The sequence below is a fragment of the Pseudoalteromonas sp. SR44-8 genome (assembly GCF_014163635.1).
In the GTDB taxonomy this organism is placed as follows: domain Bacteria; phylum Pseudomonadota; class Gammaproteobacteria; order Enterobacterales; family Alteromonadaceae; genus Pseudoalteromonas; species Pseudoalteromonas rhizosphaerae.
The window spans coordinates 23135-39582 of record NZ_JACJDS010000017.1 but is presented as its reverse complement, the minus strand read 5'-3'; the positions used below and the strand labels follow the sequence as shown (position 1 = coordinate 39582).

Sequence of the window (16448 nt, the reverse complement as noted above, 5' to 3'; positions counted from 1 at the left end):
GCGCAATTTAACACATTTACAGCGCAGTTAAAACGCTTGTACTTAGACAAAACGCTTTAACTGCTGCTGAGTTTGCTCACTTAGTTGTTGTGATAATTGACAATCACCTAACGCTACATCAATTTGTGCTTTTGCTTGGCTGCCTAATGCAACGATTTGTTCAACTGATTGATGGGTTTGATTTTGTGTCTGTTCGAGTAAGTGCACAGCGCTTACAATTTGCTGTAATTGTTGTTGATTGTGTTCAAATTCAACAAGCCGATCGGTAAATCCATGGGATGTATTACTAATGGTTGTTTCTGCATTATGTGAATAACTGACAAGTTGCTCAGATTCTTTATTTGTTTGATTTACTAAAGAATCCATTTGGTTGATGAAATCGCTGATCTGGCGAGTTGCATCACTTACTTTAACCGATAAAGTTCTTACTTCATCTGCTACAACCGCAAAACCACGACCTGCTTCACCCGCACGAGCGGCTTCTATTGCAGCATTGAGCGCCAACAAATTAGTTTGATCTGAAAACTCTTCAACCATTTTCAGGATGCTACGAATATTCTCGCTGTTTTGTTTTAAGCCAGAAATCGTTTCTGAAAAACTGCTCAATACATGACTAATCGATTTAACTTGAGTGACTAGTTTTGTGAGTTCTTGTGCAGAGTGTGTAACAAAGTTTAAATGCTCTGCGTTTACTTGATGAACATCATCGGTATTGGTAACGATACTTTGCAGACTATCAGTTATTTGATTACTGGCTGCGGTTATTGTTTGGCTAAAATCAATTTGTTGTTCGCTTAGCTGCGCCGTATGTTGCATTGACTCAGTCACTTGATTATTACTTTGTGCGCTGGCCTGCGAACTTTGGTAAGTGGTAGCGAGTAATTGGCTTAGATGATCAGTAAAGGTATTGTACTGTTGGCTGATCTCACGAAATTCATCATAGGTAAAGTGGGGGAGTTTAGCTGCTAAGTTTGCATCTTGGCGGTTAATTTTTATTAAAGTATCACGCATTGCTGTAACTGGGCGCACGATCAGAAAGCGCATGTAAAAGAGTGTAAAGGCAAAGCCGGCAATAATAATCACCGTGAGTAACCAAAATAGGCTAGTGTCTGCGTCTTGCGTAGTTAGACTTTTATATAACCAAATCAAAGTAATAGCTTGGAAAAAAAATACAAAGCTAAGATTGCCAACAATCTTTCGGGTTAAAGTAAAAAAGAAGCTTTGTTCTATAAAGTTATAAATACGCATATACCCACTCATCAATTGCCCGCTCGGCTGTTGTATTGTTTTACTCAGTATCGTTCAAATTCACTTTAATTCAAGAATATAGGATGAACGGCAGCCATTTTTGATAACTACAGTGAGTTTAAAATCATTTTCGTGTTGCATGGGTAATTAGTAAAAATTCCGTCGACACCAAAACTCAGCATTAACTCAATATCTTCTTGTTTATCAACCGTGTATGCATAAACTTGTAAGCCGCGTTGTTTGGCATCCGCGACAAACTCATGGTTAATAAAGTTTTTATCAACATGAATACTAAACGCCTGTAAGCGTTGGGCAAATTCGGCATAGTTGATAGGAATGGAGCCCGTTAACGCGCCAATTTTTAGCCAAGGTAGTTTTTGTTTAAGCCACATTAATTGATGATGATCAAATGAAGAGACTAACAGCATATCCTGAGATAGTTTGTTATTAACGATATTTAACTCAATCAGCTCAACAAATTTATCCAACGAGAAAGTGTGTTTTAACTCAAGGTTTAAGAGCACTTTATTGGCTGTCCAATCAATAGTTTGCTGTAGGGTTGGGACAAATTCGCCATTGCCAGCATCAAAACATTGAATTTGCTCTCGGGTGAGTTTATTTATTTTGCCACGGCCGCTGGTGGTGCGATCTAGCCAAGTATCATGGATGATCATGTAATCATCCAAACAGCTTTGTACATCGACTTCAATACCATCGACTTCAATTTCGACTGCTGCGGTTATCGCACTCTGGGTATTTTCTGGATAAGTGCCACTGGCGCCGCGATGAGCAAAAACTTTTATCATAATGTGTGTTTCCGAGTAACTGACCATGTTTCGTAAAATGCTGCACTGATCACTAAAGCACCGCCAAGCAGGGTCTGTAGTGAAGGTTGTTCATGCAACAGCAAAAAAGCTAAAAATGTGCCGTATAAAGGCTGTAAACAAGAAATAAGTCCCGCTGTTGATGCTGATAAATACTGTAAACTTGCTGCAAATAAAGAGTGCGGAGTTGCAGTAAAAATTACGCCAGCGACGAGCAATAACCCTAGATCTTGGTTCGATATATTAATCACTGGTACTTCAATAAAAGCACATAATAACAAGCTAGCCACTAATGTTTGATAAAACATAGTTTGTGGCCCACCGTAGTGGCTAAAGTATCGCTTATGAACAATATTTCTAAATGCGAAAAAAAATGCTGAAATAACACCTGTTACCACGCCTAAGGTGACATCATTACCCATATCTGCATTTGGGGTCAGCAAATAGATCCCAGTTATTACTACACCTGCGCTGAGCAAATCGTTTACTTTGGGTTTACTACCATTAAAGAATGGTTCAATAAATACGGTGATCACAGGGTAGGTAAAAAATGCAATCATGCCAACCGCAATCCCAGCCATTTGCATACCAGCAAAGTAGGTGACCCAATGTATACCTACAGCAGCTCCTAACAACAAAGCAATTAAGTAATCTTTAGCACAGCTGAGTTTAATTGCTTTTTTTTGCCATAACAGCAATATCATAATAGCCAGACCCGCGATGGCTGCGCGGTACACGGTAATATCTAATGCGTTTAGATTTATTAATTTGGCAAATAGTGCTGTGCCACCAAAAAGTAATACCGCAATGTGTAAATAAACTAAACTTTGCTGTTGAGCCTGCATCTATGAACCTTTTTATTTTTTTAATACCAGCACTTTGCCTGTTATCAAAGAGCTTAGTGTCTAGGTGTTATGACTAGGTATTGTGTATCTTTATGTATGACAAAAGTCAGTTTTATTCATGACAATTTACACTACACTCACTCATCATTAAAAGGGATAGTTAAGTTATTAAAGGTAATAAACACCATAAATTTAATAACTAAGGAGTGATAAATTGATGAATATTGCAGCGTGGGTTAGTTTACTAATAGCAGGTATATTTGAGGTCGTGTGGGCGTTGTCTATGAAGCAATCCAATGGTTTCACTAAATTATGGCCAAGTGTGATTACTTTTTTAGCGATGTGGGTAAGTTTTGCATTTTTATCATTTGCTTTAAAGTCTTTACCTTTGGGTATTAGTTATGCTGTATGGGTAGGAATTGGTACTTTAGGAATAACGATTATGAGCTTTGTGTGGTTTAAAGAGCCATTATCTGCTTTTCAAATTGGTTGTATTATTTTGATTCTTATAGGTATTGTTGGTCTGAAAGTGCAAGGCAATTAAATTAAGGATGAGTATGCTACTTAATAAATTAACCCCAAAGACTAAAGCAAAATCCTTTTGGAGTTGGGGGCATTTACTTTTTTCGGTTTTTTATTTATTGCCTACCATTTTTAATTTTTCCCACTTAAGTACACTTAATATCAGTGCTACTTTAGGTTTTTATATAACATTTATTACACTGTATATTCAGGCTGTAAATAAAAAACAAGGGGAAGTAACGAAATTATTTATTGCGATGCTCTTAGTGTGTATTTTTGCAAGCTTTTTAACGACAGGTAGCTCTACATTATTTGGTTTTTCAGCTTTTATTGCCGGTTTTAGTTTTGCAAAATTATCTCGAGCGATGTCAGTTACAGGGGTCTTTATTGGTGTGGTGTTTAGTACTTATATTACAGATATTGATAACCCACAATATTTTTTAGGTGGCTCATTAATATTGAGTATTGCACTTTTTAGTTTTGGTGTCGCTACGCGTAAAGAGCATATTCATAAAATTCGTGAGCAAGAAAGTGCAAAACAATTAGAGCAATTAGCAGCTATTGCTGAGCGCGAGCGTATTGCTCGCGATTTACATGATATTCTAGGCCATTCTCTTTCATCTATTGCTTTAAAAGCAGAGCTTGCTAATAAATTAAATCAAGGTGAACGTTACACACAAGCAAATACTGAAATTGCCCAAGTTGCAGAGCTTGCAAGGCAGCTATTGAGTGATGTGAGAAGTGCTGTCAGTGATTTAAAACAGCTCAATCTTGCGAGTCAAATTTCACAATTAAAACAAAGGCTAATCGAGCAAGGTTTTGAGGCCGATTTTAACGTGAAGTTAAATGCGTTACCTGCGAAAGTAGAAGGCATAGCAAGTCTTATAATTAAGGAGGTTGTTACTAACTTACTACGCCATAGCAGCACCAAGAAATGTATAATTAGCATAACGCAAAATCAGCAGCAATTAATAATCAATGTGATTGATCATGCACCAGGCAGCTCAATAAAACCTGGAAATGGCTTAAATGGCATTAAAGAACGAGCAGAGCAGCTAGATGGTAAGGCTACATTTACCTGTGGGGATAACTTTAGTTTAAATGTGATGCTGCCTTTAACAGCGAAGGGTTTCTGATGATCAAGGTGTATTTAGTAGAAGATCAGGGGCTTGTGCGCGACGCAATCGCAGCATTATTAAGTCTAGATTTTAATATTGAGGTAATTGGTCAAGCAAGTAACGGGCAAGATGCATTAACAGCCATAAACATGCTAGACAGTAACTCTCTTCCTGATATTATTTTAACCGATATCGAAATGCCTAGCATGAACGGCATCGAACTCAGTGAGCAAATTGCATCAAAATACCCTGCTATAAAAATAGTTATTATGACCACCTTTTCGCGAGCAGGTTATATTAGGCGTTCTTTAAGTGCTGGCGTTAAGGGCTTTATTTTAAAAGAAGCCCCGAGCGATGAATTAATTAGCGCGCTTAAAAAAGTAATGCACGGGCAAAAGGTTATTGATCCTGAGCTTGCTATTAACGCATTAGATGATACTGATCCGCTGACAGATAAAGAACGAAAAGCATTACAACTCGCAAGTGAAGGGTTGAAAACAGCCGATATTGCCGCAAGGTTATACTTAAGCGAGGGCACGGTACGTAATTACTTATCAGACGCTATTGCTAAATTAAATGCCATAAACCGAGTAGATGCAGCGCGTATAGCCAAACAAAAAGGCTGGTTATAACGCCGTAATAAGCTGTTTAAAGCAAGTAAAAGCGCTTTCTTAAAAGTTTCATAGCTTTTGCCTGTCTCATTGATCGGTTATGGGTTAAAATAACATCATAACCAATTAACAAGATAGTGAATGTCAAACCAAGATCCTAATCTCAGTCGAGAACAAGAAAAGTACGAAAACCCTGTCCCAAGTCGTGAGTTTATACTTACTCATATAAAAGACCGTGCCAAGCCTGCTAATTTTCATCAATTATGTGAGGAGTTAGCGGTAAACGATGATGAGCGTCAAATTGCTTTTAAGCGTCGTTTACGTGCCATGGAGCGTGATGGTCAACTCTTCTTTAATAAATTTAAATGCTACGCCTTAATTGATGAAGCTGGGCTTGTTAAAGGCAAAGTAATCGGTCACCGTGACGGGTTTGGCTTTTTAGAAGTCGAAGGCGAAAGTAAAGACTGGTTTATTGCCAAGCATCAAATGAGTTCGGTGCTGCATGGCGACATAGTACTGGCTAAAGGCACCAAACGAGGCTCCGGCGGCAAGTGCGATGCGCGTATTATTAAAGTGCTGGCTGGCGAGCGAGCACCGATTGTTGGTCGCTATTTTGTTGAGCATGGCATAGCAGTGGTGGTGGCGGAAGATCCACGTATCACCCAAGATATTATTATTTTGCCGGGCAGTGAAAACGGCGCACGTCACAACCAAATGGTGCAAGTGCAAATTACCCAAAACCCTAACCGTAATATGAATGCGGTAGGGAAAATCATTGATGTACTGGGTGAGCATTTAGCCCCTGGTATGGAAATTGAAGTGGCACTGCGTAATCACGATATCCCGCATGTATGGCCAGAAGCGGTTGAAAAGCAGGTTGAACACTTAGGTGAGTTTGTCGAAGAAGGTGACAAGCAAAATCGAGTTGATTTACGTGATTTACCATTGGTTACGATTGATGGTGAAGATGCTCGCGATTTTGATGATGCGGTGTATTGTGAGCCTGTTGAATCGGGTGGTTGGCGGTTATGGGTTGCGATTGCTGATGTATCCCATTATGTCGCAATGAATACCCCACTTAATGCCGAGGCAATCGAACGTGGTAACTCAGTGTATTTCCCTGAGCAAGTTATTCCTATGCTGCCAAAAGTATTGTCCAATGGCTTGTGTTCATTAAATCCAAAAGTTGACCGTTTATGTATGGTCGCAGAAATGCTGGTATCGGCTGAAGGTAAATTATCAGGCTATCGTTTTTACGAAGCGGTGATGAATTCGCATGCTCGCTTAACCTACACCAAAGTAAACGCTATTTTACAAGGTGATGAGAAGTTACGTACTGAATACGCACCGGTCGTGCCACATTTAACTGATTTACAGCAAATGTATATGGCATTAAAAGCCGCCCGCCAAGAGCGCGGAGCGATTGAGTTTGAAACCCTTGAAACACGCTTTGTATTTAACGCTCAGCGTAAGATTGAATCAATAGTGCCGGTGCTGCGTAATGACGCCCACAAGCTGATTGAAGAATGTATGATTTTAGCCAATGTGTCTGCGGCTAAAATGCTTGAAAAACACGAAGCCAGCGCGCTTTATCGTGTTCATGCTGAACCAGATGGTGAAAAACTGGCTAACTTTAGACAGTTTTTATCAGAGTTGGGTATTGAATCAACACTCAGTGATGAGCCAACACCAAAAGAAATCACCCATGTGTTAGCCAAGCTTGGCGACCGCCCTGATGCTGAACTTATCCAAACTATGCTACTGCGTTCGATGAAGCAGGCAGTATATCAAGCTGAAAACATCGGTCACTTTGGTTTGTCATTAGGTGAATATGCACATTTCACCTCGCCAATTCGTCGTTACCCAGATTTAGTCGTACATCGTGCGATTAAAGGCATTTTGAAAGCCCAAGGTATGGTTACGTCAGGGGCGTATGTTTATAGTGACGAAGAAGTCGCGCAATTGGGCGAGCAGTGTTCGAATACGGAGCGTCGTGCAGATGATGCAACCCGTGAAGTAGCTGATTGGCTGAAATGTGAATACATGCAAGATCATGTGGGCGACGAATTTGAAGGAGTGATCTCATCGGTTACTAACTTTGGTTTATTTATTCGCTTAGCTGATTTACAAATTGATGGCCTTATCCATGTCACTAATTTAGGCGATGAGTATTTTCAATATGATGGCGCTAAACATTGCTTGATTGGTGAGCATTCTCGTAAAGTTTATCGTTTAGGCGATAAAGTCACTGTTCAGGTGGCATCGGTAAGCTTAGATGAGCGTCGCATCAATTTAACGCTCAGTGGCGATGTAGCACAAGACAGATACGCCCGTCGTCGTGGTGATGCAAAAGGGCATCAGCCGGCAAGTGTTCGTTCGCAGCTAAAACGTGGCAAAATACCAGGTAAAAAAGCTGACGCGAAAGAGCCTGGTGAACTTAGCGGTCGTTCTGAACAGGGAAAACCAAAGCCAAAAAAAAACAGTGCCAGTAGAGGTAAAAAGAAGCCTGCAGGAAAATCAGCGGATGCTGGCACTTCAACGACTGCAAAAAAACCAAAGAGAAAGGCCGTGAAAAAGCCGAAAAGACCCGGCAAAAATGCCCGTAAAAGTAAGAGTTCAGGAGCAAGTGATACGTGAGTAATGAATTAATTTTTGGCTTTCACTCTGTTGAAGCAATTTTCGCAAGTGAGCCTGAGCGTTTTATTGAAATTTATGCCCTAAAAGGACGTGATGATAAACGCTTATCTCCAATTATTGAAGAAGCGCGTAAATTTGGTATATCAGTGCAGTTTATGCAGCGTAAAGCGCTTGATAACAAATCAAAGGGTGAACAGCATCAAGGCATTATTGCTAATGTTATCGCAGCTCCTACTTTCAATGAAAAAGATTTAGATGCAATCATTGCGCGTGAAGAAACGCCATTTTTACTGGTTCTCGATGGCATAACAGATCCGCATAATTTAGGTGCTTGCTTACGTAGTGCAGACGCTGCCGGTGTTCACGCCATTATTGTGCCAAAAGATAAATCAGCAAAACTAAATGGCACAGCGCGTAAAGTTGCCTGTGGTGCAGCTGAGACAGTACCGCTGATCCAAGTGACTAACCTTGCGCGTACTTTACGTGAAATTAAAGATGCCGGTGTTTGGGTTGTTGGTACTGCTGGCGAAACCGATGTTCATGTATTTGATGCCAATCTAACTGGCCCTATGGCGATTGTTATGGGCGCAGAAGGTGAAGGTATGCGCCGCTTAACGCGCGAACATTGTGATGTGTTAGTTAAAATCCCAATGGCGGGCACTGTTTCAAGCTTAAACGTATCTGTAGCAACAGGTATTTGTTTATTTGAAGTACTGCGTCAGAGAAATACGACACAGCCATAAAAGAAAAGCTTTAAGCTTGTAGCCGTCAGTTTAGAGATAAAATTTGAAACCATGCTTGACTTAATAAGCATGGTTTTTCTTTTTGAGCGGATAGCTGATTTTTCAACTTACCACTTAAAGCTAAAAACCTACTTGCTTAATTTTCCGACTAAGCGTAAAATGCGCGCTCATTTCGGCCTATTTAATATTAATTCCTTGCCTTAAACCGACCGGCTGAAACGGTAGAAGGCTCTATTAACCGTAAGGAATATCCATGCGTCATTACGAAATCGTATTCATGGTTCACCCAGATCAGAGTGAGCAAGTTTCTGGTATGATCGAACGTTATACTGGTTCTATCACTGAAGCTGGTGGTGTTATCCACCGTCTTGAAGACTGGGGCCGCCGTCAACTGGCATACCCAATCAACAAGCTTCATAAAGCTCATTATGTTCTTATGAACGTTGAAGCACCTACTGAAGTAATCAGCGAGCTAGAAACTACTTTCCGCTACAACGATGCAGTGCTTCGTAACTTAGTTATGCGTACTAAAGACGCTGTAACTGAAGCATCTCCTCTTGTAAGAGAAGAGAAGAAAGAAGCACCAGCTGCTTAATTGTTTTGAGTCCAAGCATGGCACTTGATCAGCGATAATTTTAAGGTAAACCATATGGTCAGTCCTTTTATGAATCAGCTGGTTATTTCTGGGGTTGTTTGTAAAACACCTAAGTTTAGCCAAAGCCCTGCTGGTATCCCGCATTGTATTTTTGTTGTAGAACACAAATCAATGCAAATTGAAGCAGATCTTAACCGTAATAGTTATGTACGGCTTCAAGTGGTTGCTAGTGGTAAGCAAATGCAACAACAGACTCAACATTTGCACGTTGGGCAGGCATTGCAAGTGAGCGGTTTTTTAAATCGTCACGAAGGTCGTAACGGCCTTAGCCAATTGGTTTTGCATGCTCAGCATATAGAAAGAATTATTTGAGGAATTTATCTCATGGCACGTTATTTCAGACGTCGTAAGTTCTGCCGCTTTAAAGCGGAAGGCGTACAACAAATCGATTATAAAGATCTAGCTACTCTTAGAAACTATGTTACAGAAAGTGGCAAAATCGTACCTAGCCGTATTACAGGTACTAGCGCTAAATACCAGCGCCAGCTAGCAACTGCTATCAAGCGTGCTCGCTACTTAGCCCTTCTTCCATACACTGACTTACATAAGTAAGCAGCGGATTAACACGTTTTTAAAAGGTGTAGAAACATGCAAGTTATTCTACTAGATAAGATCGCTAACCTAGGTGGCCTAGGTGACCAGGTTGTAGTTAAATCTGGCTTCGCACGTAACTTCCTTTTCCCACAAGGTAAGGCAGTTCCTGCAACTAAAGCTAACGTTGAAACTTTTGACGCACGTCGTGCTGAGCTTGAAGCGAAAATCGCTGACCAGCTTGTTGCTGCACAAGCACGCGCTGATAAGCTTGAAGCATTAGCTGAAGTTACATTAGTATCTAAAGCCGGTGACGAAGGTAAGTTATTCGGTTCTATCGGTACTCGCGACATCGCTGACGCTATCTCAGCTGTTGGTGTTGAAGTTGCTAAGTCAGAAGTTCGTTTACCTCTAGGTACTATCCGTGAGACTGGCGAATTTGACGTATCAATCGCAGTTCATTCAGAAGTAACGGCTACTATCAAAGTAATCGTAATCGCTGAAGCTTAATTTCTAATTAAGCGAAAAAAGCCGTGCTGAAAAGCACGGCTTTTTTGTTTATTATTCTCACACATATCACTAGCTAGCATATCATTTCCCACATAAATATTGATTAAAGTCCCTTTTTTAGGTTTTTTATCTGGTATAGTTTGATTTAAAATAAAAACTAATTATTTATACCTATTAAAATGTAGCTGCATTGTAATTAGGTTACAGATTATTGACAGTGACAGCGTTGTCACTGTATATTGTTTGTGCACTGGGCATAGTGTTAAGGATGTTTAAATTGAAAGAGCAGATGATAAAAAATGCGAAGCTTTCTTCTGGTTTCACATTAATCGAGTTATTAATAGTCGTTGCCATTCTAGGCATATTATACAGTGTAGCTATGCCTTCATATATTGAGCATATGGAGCGTAGTCGCCGTGCCGATATTCAACAAGTAATGTTGCAACATGGTGCAGTATTAGAGCGTATTTATTCGCGTAATGGTGGTTATCCAAATGCTTTTGATACGGCAAAAAATACAGATTTTTATACTTTTACTTATACAGCGCTAAACCGCGTTAGTGGCGCTGCAGCTGATGCTAATTTTAAAAGTCGTGCTTTTACATTAACTGCAACCCCAAAAATCGGTTCTGCCCAAGCAGGAGATCGCTGTGGTGCATTAGTGATTAAGCATGATGGCACACAATCAGCTGATGCTAATAGTTGCTGGGAGTAACAATGACTAGAACAGCCGGTTTTACATTAGTGGAGTTGATGATTGTGGTTGGGATCGTTGCGATTATGGCGGTATTAGCGTTTCCTTCTTTTAGCCAGCAAATCATGCAAGATCGGGTTGTTACCACCGCAAATCAGCTCAATAGTGTGTATAAATATGCGCGCAGTGAGGCGGTAAAACGTAATCGTGAGATTAAGCTAGTGGTAAGTGGTGATAAATGGCAGGTAACAGCAGCTGTTGATGGTGTTGATACAGTATTAAAAGAATTCGTCATCCAACATCATGGTGTAACAGTTGGTTTAGTTGATCGTACCGTGTGGTCAAGTGGCGAAATCTCTGCGGCGAGCGAGATTTTAATTAAAGATGACAATGATAAAACGGTAGATTATTACTTGTGCATTTTAAAAAGCGGCCAAAATTGGTTAGCTGAAAAATCAGTGGCATGTGCATAATGATTAAACAAAGTGGCTTTTCATTATTAGAAGTGATGCTGTCAGTTGTTATCGCCGGTATTGCTTTATTAGGGTTGGCAGCAGCTCAGCTCAAATCGCTACAATATGCCACTAACAGTTTTAATTACACTGTATCGCTGGTGCAAGGGCAAAATACTTTAGAGCGTATTTGGCCTCGCTTGTGTGAGTTACAAACGACGAATCCAGCTTTATTCACGGATGCTAACTTTCGTGCCTCTTTAGACCCGCAAATCAATGATTATCAGCTGAGCTTACCTGCGGCGTATGCGCATGATATGCAAATCACAGTTTCATGGGCTGATGAGCGGATCAAGCAACAAGACCCTGCTCAATTAGAAAATCAAATTACCTTAAATGCTAGTTACCCTGAGCTACCAGTTGGGTGTATTTGATGATGGCAATTTATCGTCCGCGAGGTTATACCCTTGTAGAACTGATGGTGGCTCTAGCCGCTGGTTCATTCCTACTAGCTGGAGTTAGCCTTTCATACTCAGCTATTAAAGGCACTATTTCAGTTAGTAAAGAGCTTGAAAATGCGCAAGAAGTAATACGTTACACAAGTAAGGTTTTTACGCGTAGCATTAAACAAACACCAAGCGCACCTTTGGTTGCAGCAGATGGCTCGGCAATTACTGTTACTCAGCCAGCTGGGGTTATCACCTGTAATGGCAGTGTATCAACAGCTGATATAAATGAAGTTTATAGCCTAGTAGGCAATAATTTAATGTGTACATTAGGAGCAGCTCCAGCAGAGCGGTTATTGACGGGAGTCGCCCGGTTGAGTTTTGCAATTGATAATAACATTGTCACTATTAATGTTGGCCCAGATAATTTACCTGCGCAATTTGGAAACACTATTGCCATTGATATTGCGGTCTCTAATGTTATTTTAAACAATGCTTTTGGTGGTGTGTAATGGCTAAAAAACAAAGTGGTTTTACGCTTGTAACAGTACTTATCCTCACCAGTATGGCGAGTATTGTGGTACTTAATTCATTGCGTGAAAATATTATTCAAGAGCGTATGAGTGGCAATTTTCAAAAGAAAATAAATAGCCGTTTACTCGCTGAAAAAGGTGTTTTCGAAGAAGCTAAGTTATTACAGCAAGCTTTTTCAGATGATAAAACCTTAGATATCGATGGCTTGATCGCAGCGACAGGCACAGCATCAGGCCGCGGTTTGATTGGCGAAGATGCAACTTATAATGCCAGTATTAGTAAAAATGCTGCTGGAGAGCTAGAAATCATAAGCTTGGGTGAGCGTTATGGTGGTGATGCACAAAGTAATTTAGTCGCACGGTTTGGATTTACGCCAGGTAAAGGAGGCTCTGTTTTTGAGAACGCAATTGTGGGCTGTGAAGGGGTGTCACTCAGTGCCAGTGGTCGAATTGATAGCTATGACTCAAGTAAAGGGGATTACGATCCTGACAAGGCTGAGGCTGGCGCTGTCATAGGCACGGTTTATAAAGATAAGGATGTTACATTATCAGGTGCTTCAACTATTTGGGGGAGTGTTCATGCGACTGGCAGTATTACTTTTTCCGGCTCATCTCCAATCACAGGCACATTGCGTGCAAATAACCATATTACAATTGATTCGAATTTTACAGTATCGACTGATCCTGTTTTACCCGATGGTTTTCCACTTGATACAGCTGTAGGCGGAGATGTTTTATCGGCGGGAGGGGTTACCTGGAAGCAAGGAAAAATATTAGGCGTAGTTAGAGCAAATAAAGATCTTAACTTCCCTAATAACAGTGCGAGTACTGTGCTAGAAAATAGAAATAATGACGGCTTAGACGTTTTATATGGCGGCAAATTAAATGCAAAAGATTTAGCACCACACCTTGAACAAGGTGGTATTCCTTACTCAGATCCACGTTATAATGTATCACCAAATGTTGAGTTGGTACCTTTTCAAGATCCTGATAATTTTACAGCAGGGCAAACACAGTGCGATTCAATAAATATAACAACGGTTGTTGATGGCCTGGTTGATCCTAGCGCCGAAAATATTATTGTGAAACACGGTAGTTCAACACTAGTCTCTGATAAGCCAGAAACACGTGTTATCTACGAGTTAACGCCTGAGATAGCTCAGTCTAAGATTGAAAATCAAGGTGATTATGTATGGGAAAAGTGGTTAGGCGCACGTCCTGCGACACTTAATTATACGTTAAACACAATTGAGAACGTTGTTGATGTAAAAGTATTAAAAGCAGGTAACTTCTCATTAAATAATGGCATTTTAAAAGTCGCGGGTGGTGATGTAACCTTGATAGTAAATGGTCACTTCATGATGGAAGGCGCTTCAGAGATCCATATAGCACAAGGCAGCAGCTTAAGCCTTTATGTCAACGGTAAAGTAAAATTGAAAGCGTCTCCAGGGTCGATCACAATGAAGCATGGGTTAACCAAAACTGGTAAACCGGTATTCAGTATTTATTCCAGCAATGAACAAGCCAATGGTATTGATATTGATGCTGATGCTAATTTGTATGCAGCCATCTATGCGCCAAAGACTGATGTTAAAGTCGTCGCTAATGGTGGTTTCAGTGGCTCAATTCGGGGCAAAACGGTTTCAGCGTCTGGCAAAGGTGGTATTCACCATGATTCAAATCTAGCAAATATAAGTAGTGGTGGGGGCAGCGCGTCTGACGGCAAATTAGTTTTCCTTGGCTGGTCATATAAAGTACCGGAAAAAACCACTGAAGGGCCCGAAGAAGATCCCCCAGAAGCAACGTTATAAAACCACTTGATAAAACGGCTAGCTGATAAGTTAGCCGTTTTTTGTTAAAAATAATTTCATGTCATTTAAACCTTTTCACTTACACCTCACGTCTAACTATTCAAGAAACTTAAAATTCTGAAAGATCGTATTTCCTGAGTGCTTAGGTATACTCATTTCATAATAATAATCATAAAGGGACAACATCAACGATGTTGATAGATGCAAAACATGCTTTTACACAGCTAAGCGAAGATGCACTTATTACCCGTGTAAAAAGCGGTGATCAAAATGCTTATGCTGCACTTTATGAATTACATGTAAAGCGGGTTTATGGATTGTGCTTACGGTTACTCGCAGATCGCGAACATGCCGAAGATGCAACTCAAGAAGTATTTGTGCAGCTGTGGCATAAAATCGCTAGCTTTGAAGGACAGTCACAGTTTTCAACTTGGCTGCACAGTGTCACCAGTAATATTGCGATTAGCTATTTACGTAAACATAAGAATTGGTTGCAAAAAGTAGTGAGCTTCGAGCAAAGCGGTATGGATGAACAAAGCGCAACAGATTGCCAAGGTCTAAATGGACTCGACAAGTTAGTATTACGACTACCTGAGCGAGCTCGTATGGTATTTGTGCTGCACGCCATTGAAGGTTATCGCCATGAAGAGATTGCCACTATGTTAGGAATGGCAGTGGGTTCTAGTAAGTCGCAATTTCATCGCGCCCGTCAGTTATTAAAAGAGTGGTATGAAAATGAGTAAGCCTAATTTTGAAACATTTTTAGCTGAGTCAATCAATAACACTGAGTCAGAGATCTCACCACAAAAAGATTTATGGCCAGGTATCGAAAAAGCATTAACGCATGCTCCTCAGGCGCAAGGTAAAGCTGCGCTGTGGCCTAAATTAGCGGGTGTGGCAGCATGCTCAGTGGCGGCTTTATTAACCGTGCAGTTGCTGTTTTCCGGCTCTGAGCCTGCGACAAGTGTGGTGATGAGTGACTATTTTACCCAGCAAAAACAAACCTTGTTGGTGCAATATCAAAATCAGCCTGCATTGACAGATAACTGGCAACAGCAATTAACAGAATTAGAGGACGCTGAGCGGGCAATAAAGCAAGCCCTCGACAATGAGCCTGAGAATCCAGCGTTATTAAAAATGCTAGCACAGGTTTATCAGCAGCAATTAGATCTAATCAATAAGGTGCATGCACCGAAGTGGCAACAAATTTAGGAGTATCAACCATGAAAACATTACTATTAGCACTAACTTTATTGCCGTTTTTCGCCTCTGCTGGTGAGAAAATCAATGAACAAATTGAGGTGCCCGCTAATAAGCGTATTTTTATAGATAACCAACGCGGTGATGTACGTATTGAGGGTTGGGATAAATCACAATTACAGATCACCGGTGAGCTTGATGATAAAGCACAAGGGTATCGTTTAGAAGTGGCAGGAGATCGTATCGAATTTATCGTTAAAATGCCGCGTAACAATAATAACGGTTGGAATAGTGGCGATGGTTCTCAATTAGTTATTTATATGCCAAAGAGCAGCGAACTTGAATTTACCGGTGTTAACGCCACTATCAGTGCTAAAAATTTGATCGCCGGGGCTGATATTGATGTCGTTAATGGTGATATTAACTTAAAAAACATCAGTGGCAATATTAGTGTGGATACCGTTAATGGTGATGTCAGTGCGATAGGCTTAAAAGGTGATATACGCTATGAAACCGTAAACGGCGAAATTAATGACAAAGACTCACAAGGCACGCTGCGCTTTACTGCTGTCAATGGTGATATTAAATCCAAAACAGCAGCTCAAGAAGTTCGCTTAGAGAATGTTAATGGCGATATTGACTTTGCTTTTCAGGCATTAAAAAGCTTACGTATTAGCACGGTAAATGGTGAGAGTGAAATACATATTAATGAGTTACTCAAAGGTGCGCAAATTACTTATGAATCTGTTAGTGGCGATGCCGATTTTTATTTCCCGACGGATGTTTCTGCGCGGTTTGAAATTGAAGCGCATGCCAATGGTAAAATTATTAATGAGTTGAGTGACGATAAAGTTAAAAAAGCGAAATATGGGCCATCAAGTGAATTGGAGTTTGCGGTTAATGGTGGTGATGCTGATATTGAAATAGACACTATCAGTGGGCGCATAGAATTACGTAAGCAAAAGTAATCTCCCATAGCAAAGTAGGAAAAGAAATCCTGCTTTGCTCTTTGCACAACGTAGCCAAGTAGATAGAATAGAGGCCATTCATTGTTAGTATTGCGAAGTT

At 40.5% G+C, this 16448-nt stretch carries 20 protein-coding genes; 17 read left to right on the top strand and 3 right to left on the bottom strand.

All coding sequences use genetic code 11. The features are described from left to right. Nucleotides 1-42: 42 nt before the first annotated feature. The 3 genes from H5183_RS10290 to H5183_RS10280 all read right to left on the bottom strand — a co-directional run bounded on the left by H5183_RS10290 (nt 43) and on the right by H5183_RS10280 (nt 2917). Nucleotides 43-1260 carry a methyl-accepting chemotaxis protein gene (locus H5183_RS10290; protein ID WP_182731630.1) on the bottom strand — a complete coding sequence of 406 codons (1218 nt, stop codon included), beginning with the start codon at nt 1258-1260 and terminating at the stop codon, nt 43-45. A 95-nt stretch (nt 1261-1355) separates the two neighbouring features. Further along, nucleotides 1356-2054, bottom strand: coding sequence for a glycerophosphodiester phosphodiesterase family protein (locus H5183_RS10285; RefSeq protein WP_145236954.1), 699 nt, complete (start codon nt 2052-2054; stop codon nt 1356-1358). Then, nucleotides 2051-2917, bottom strand: a complete 867-nt coding sequence (locus H5183_RS10280) for a DMT family transporter (protein ID WP_182731629.1) — start codon at nt 2915-2917, stop codon at nt 2051-2053. Before H5183_RS10280 ends, H5183_RS10285 begins: the two co-directional genes overlap by 4 nt. 217 nt (nt 2918-3134) lie before the next feature. On the opposite strand from H5183_RS10280, the gene H5183_RS10275 reads away from it, so the two are divergent. The 17 genes from H5183_RS10275 to H5183_RS10195 all read left to right on the top strand — a co-directional run bounded on the left by H5183_RS10275 (nt 3135) and on the right by H5183_RS10195 (nt 16348). Further along, nucleotides 3135-3461 carry a multidrug efflux SMR transporter gene (locus tag H5183_RS10275; protein WP_182731628.1) on the top strand — a complete coding sequence of 109 codons (327 nt, stop codon included), beginning with the start codon at nt 3135-3137 and terminating at the stop codon, nt 3459-3461. Nucleotides 3462-3474: 13 nt separating this feature from the next. Beyond that, nucleotides 3475-4575, top strand: a complete 1101-nt coding sequence (locus H5183_RS10270; RefSeq protein ID WP_404936102.1) for a sensor histidine kinase — start codon at nt 3475-3477, stop codon at nt 4573-4575. Continuing rightward, the gene (locus tag H5183_RS10265) at nt 4575-5189 is read left to right on the top strand and encodes a DNA-binding response regulator (protein WP_182718062.1); all 615 of its coding nucleotides are present in this window, start codon (nt 4575-4577) and stop codon (nt 5187-5189) included. Before H5183_RS10270 ends, H5183_RS10265 begins: the two co-directional genes overlap by 1 nt. A gap of 120 nt (nt 5190-5309) precedes the next feature. Then, entirely contained in the window at nt 5310-7805 is a 2496-nt protein-coding gene (rnr, locus tag H5183_RS10260; RefSeq protein ID WP_182731626.1) for a ribonuclease R, read from the top strand. Next, the gene (rlmB, locus tag H5183_RS10255) at nt 7802-8548 is read left to right on the top strand and encodes a 23S rRNA (guanosine(2251)-2'-O)-methyltransferase RlmB (protein ID WP_145236971.1); all 747 of its coding nucleotides are present in this window, start codon (nt 7802-7804) and stop codon (nt 8546-8548) included. Before rnr ends, rlmB begins: the two co-directional genes overlap by 4 nt. 253 nt (nt 8549-8801) lie before the next feature. Then, complete coding sequence (gene rpsF, locus H5183_RS10250) at nt 8802-9143, top strand: 30S ribosomal protein S6 (protein WP_145236974.1); 342 nt, start codon at nt 8802-8804, stop codon at nt 9141-9143. A 54-nt stretch (nt 9144-9197) separates the two neighbouring features. Then, entirely contained in the window at nt 9198-9515 is a 318-nt protein-coding gene (gene priB, locus H5183_RS10245; RefSeq protein WP_182731625.1) for a primosomal replication protein N, read from the top strand. Nucleotides 9516-9527: 12 nt separating this feature from the next. Continuing rightward, nucleotides 9528-9755: a 30S ribosomal protein S18 gene (gene rpsR, locus H5183_RS10240; RefSeq protein ID WP_002962753.1), complete on the top strand. Its 228-nt coding sequence runs from the start codon at nt 9528-9530 to the stop codon at nt 9753-9755. Between the two features lie 36 nt (nt 9756-9791). Further along, the gene (gene rplI / locus H5183_RS10235; RefSeq protein ID WP_145236982.1) at nt 9792-10244 is read left to right on the top strand and encodes a 50S ribosomal protein L9; all 453 of its coding nucleotides are present in this window, start codon (nt 9792-9794) and stop codon (nt 10242-10244) included. A gap of 277 nt (nt 10245-10521) precedes the next feature. Then, nucleotides 10522-10959: a type IV pilin protein gene (locus H5183_RS10230; protein WP_310736427.1), complete on the top strand. Its 438-nt coding sequence runs from the start codon at nt 10522-10524 to the stop codon at nt 10957-10959. Between the two features lie 2 nt (nt 10960-10961). Then, nucleotides 10962-11411: a GspH/FimT family pseudopilin gene (locus H5183_RS10225; protein ID WP_182731624.1), complete on the top strand. Its 450-nt coding sequence runs from the start codon at nt 10962-10964 to the stop codon at nt 11409-11411. Continuing rightward, a complete protein-coding gene (locus tag H5183_RS10220) occupies nt 11411-11824 on the top strand; it encodes a prepilin-type N-terminal cleavage/methylation domain-containing protein (RefSeq protein WP_182731623.1) in 414 nt (137 codons plus the stop codon). The genes H5183_RS10225 and H5183_RS10220 overlap by 1 nt, the downstream gene beginning before the upstream one ends. Beyond that, nucleotides 11824-12348, top strand: coding sequence for a PilW family protein (locus H5183_RS10215; RefSeq protein ID WP_182731622.1), 525 nt, complete (start codon nt 11824-11826; stop codon nt 12346-12348). Before H5183_RS10220 ends, H5183_RS10215 begins: the two co-directional genes overlap by 1 nt. Further along, nucleotides 12348-14180 (top strand): hypothetical protein, encoded by a 1833-nt coding sequence (locus H5183_RS10210; protein WP_182731621.1) that lies wholly within the window; start codon nt 12348-12350, stop codon nt 14178-14180. Before H5183_RS10215 ends, H5183_RS10210 begins: the two co-directional genes overlap by 1 nt. Before the next feature lie 191 nt (nt 14181-14371). After that, a complete protein-coding gene (locus H5183_RS10205; protein ID WP_182718069.1) occupies nt 14372-14923 on the top strand; it encodes an RNA polymerase sigma factor in 552 nt (183 codons plus the stop codon). After that, nucleotides 14910-15392 (top strand): hypothetical protein, encoded by a 483-nt coding sequence (locus tag H5183_RS10200; RefSeq protein WP_182731620.1) that lies wholly within the window; start codon nt 14910-14912, stop codon nt 15390-15392. Before H5183_RS10205 ends, H5183_RS10200 begins: the two co-directional genes overlap by 14 nt. An 11-nt stretch (nt 15393-15403) precedes the next feature. Beyond that, nucleotides 15404-16348, top strand: coding sequence for a DUF4097 family beta strand repeat-containing protein (locus H5183_RS10195; protein WP_182731619.1), 945 nt, complete (start codon nt 15404-15406; stop codon nt 16346-16348). Nucleotides 16349-16448 lie beyond the last annotated feature (100 nt).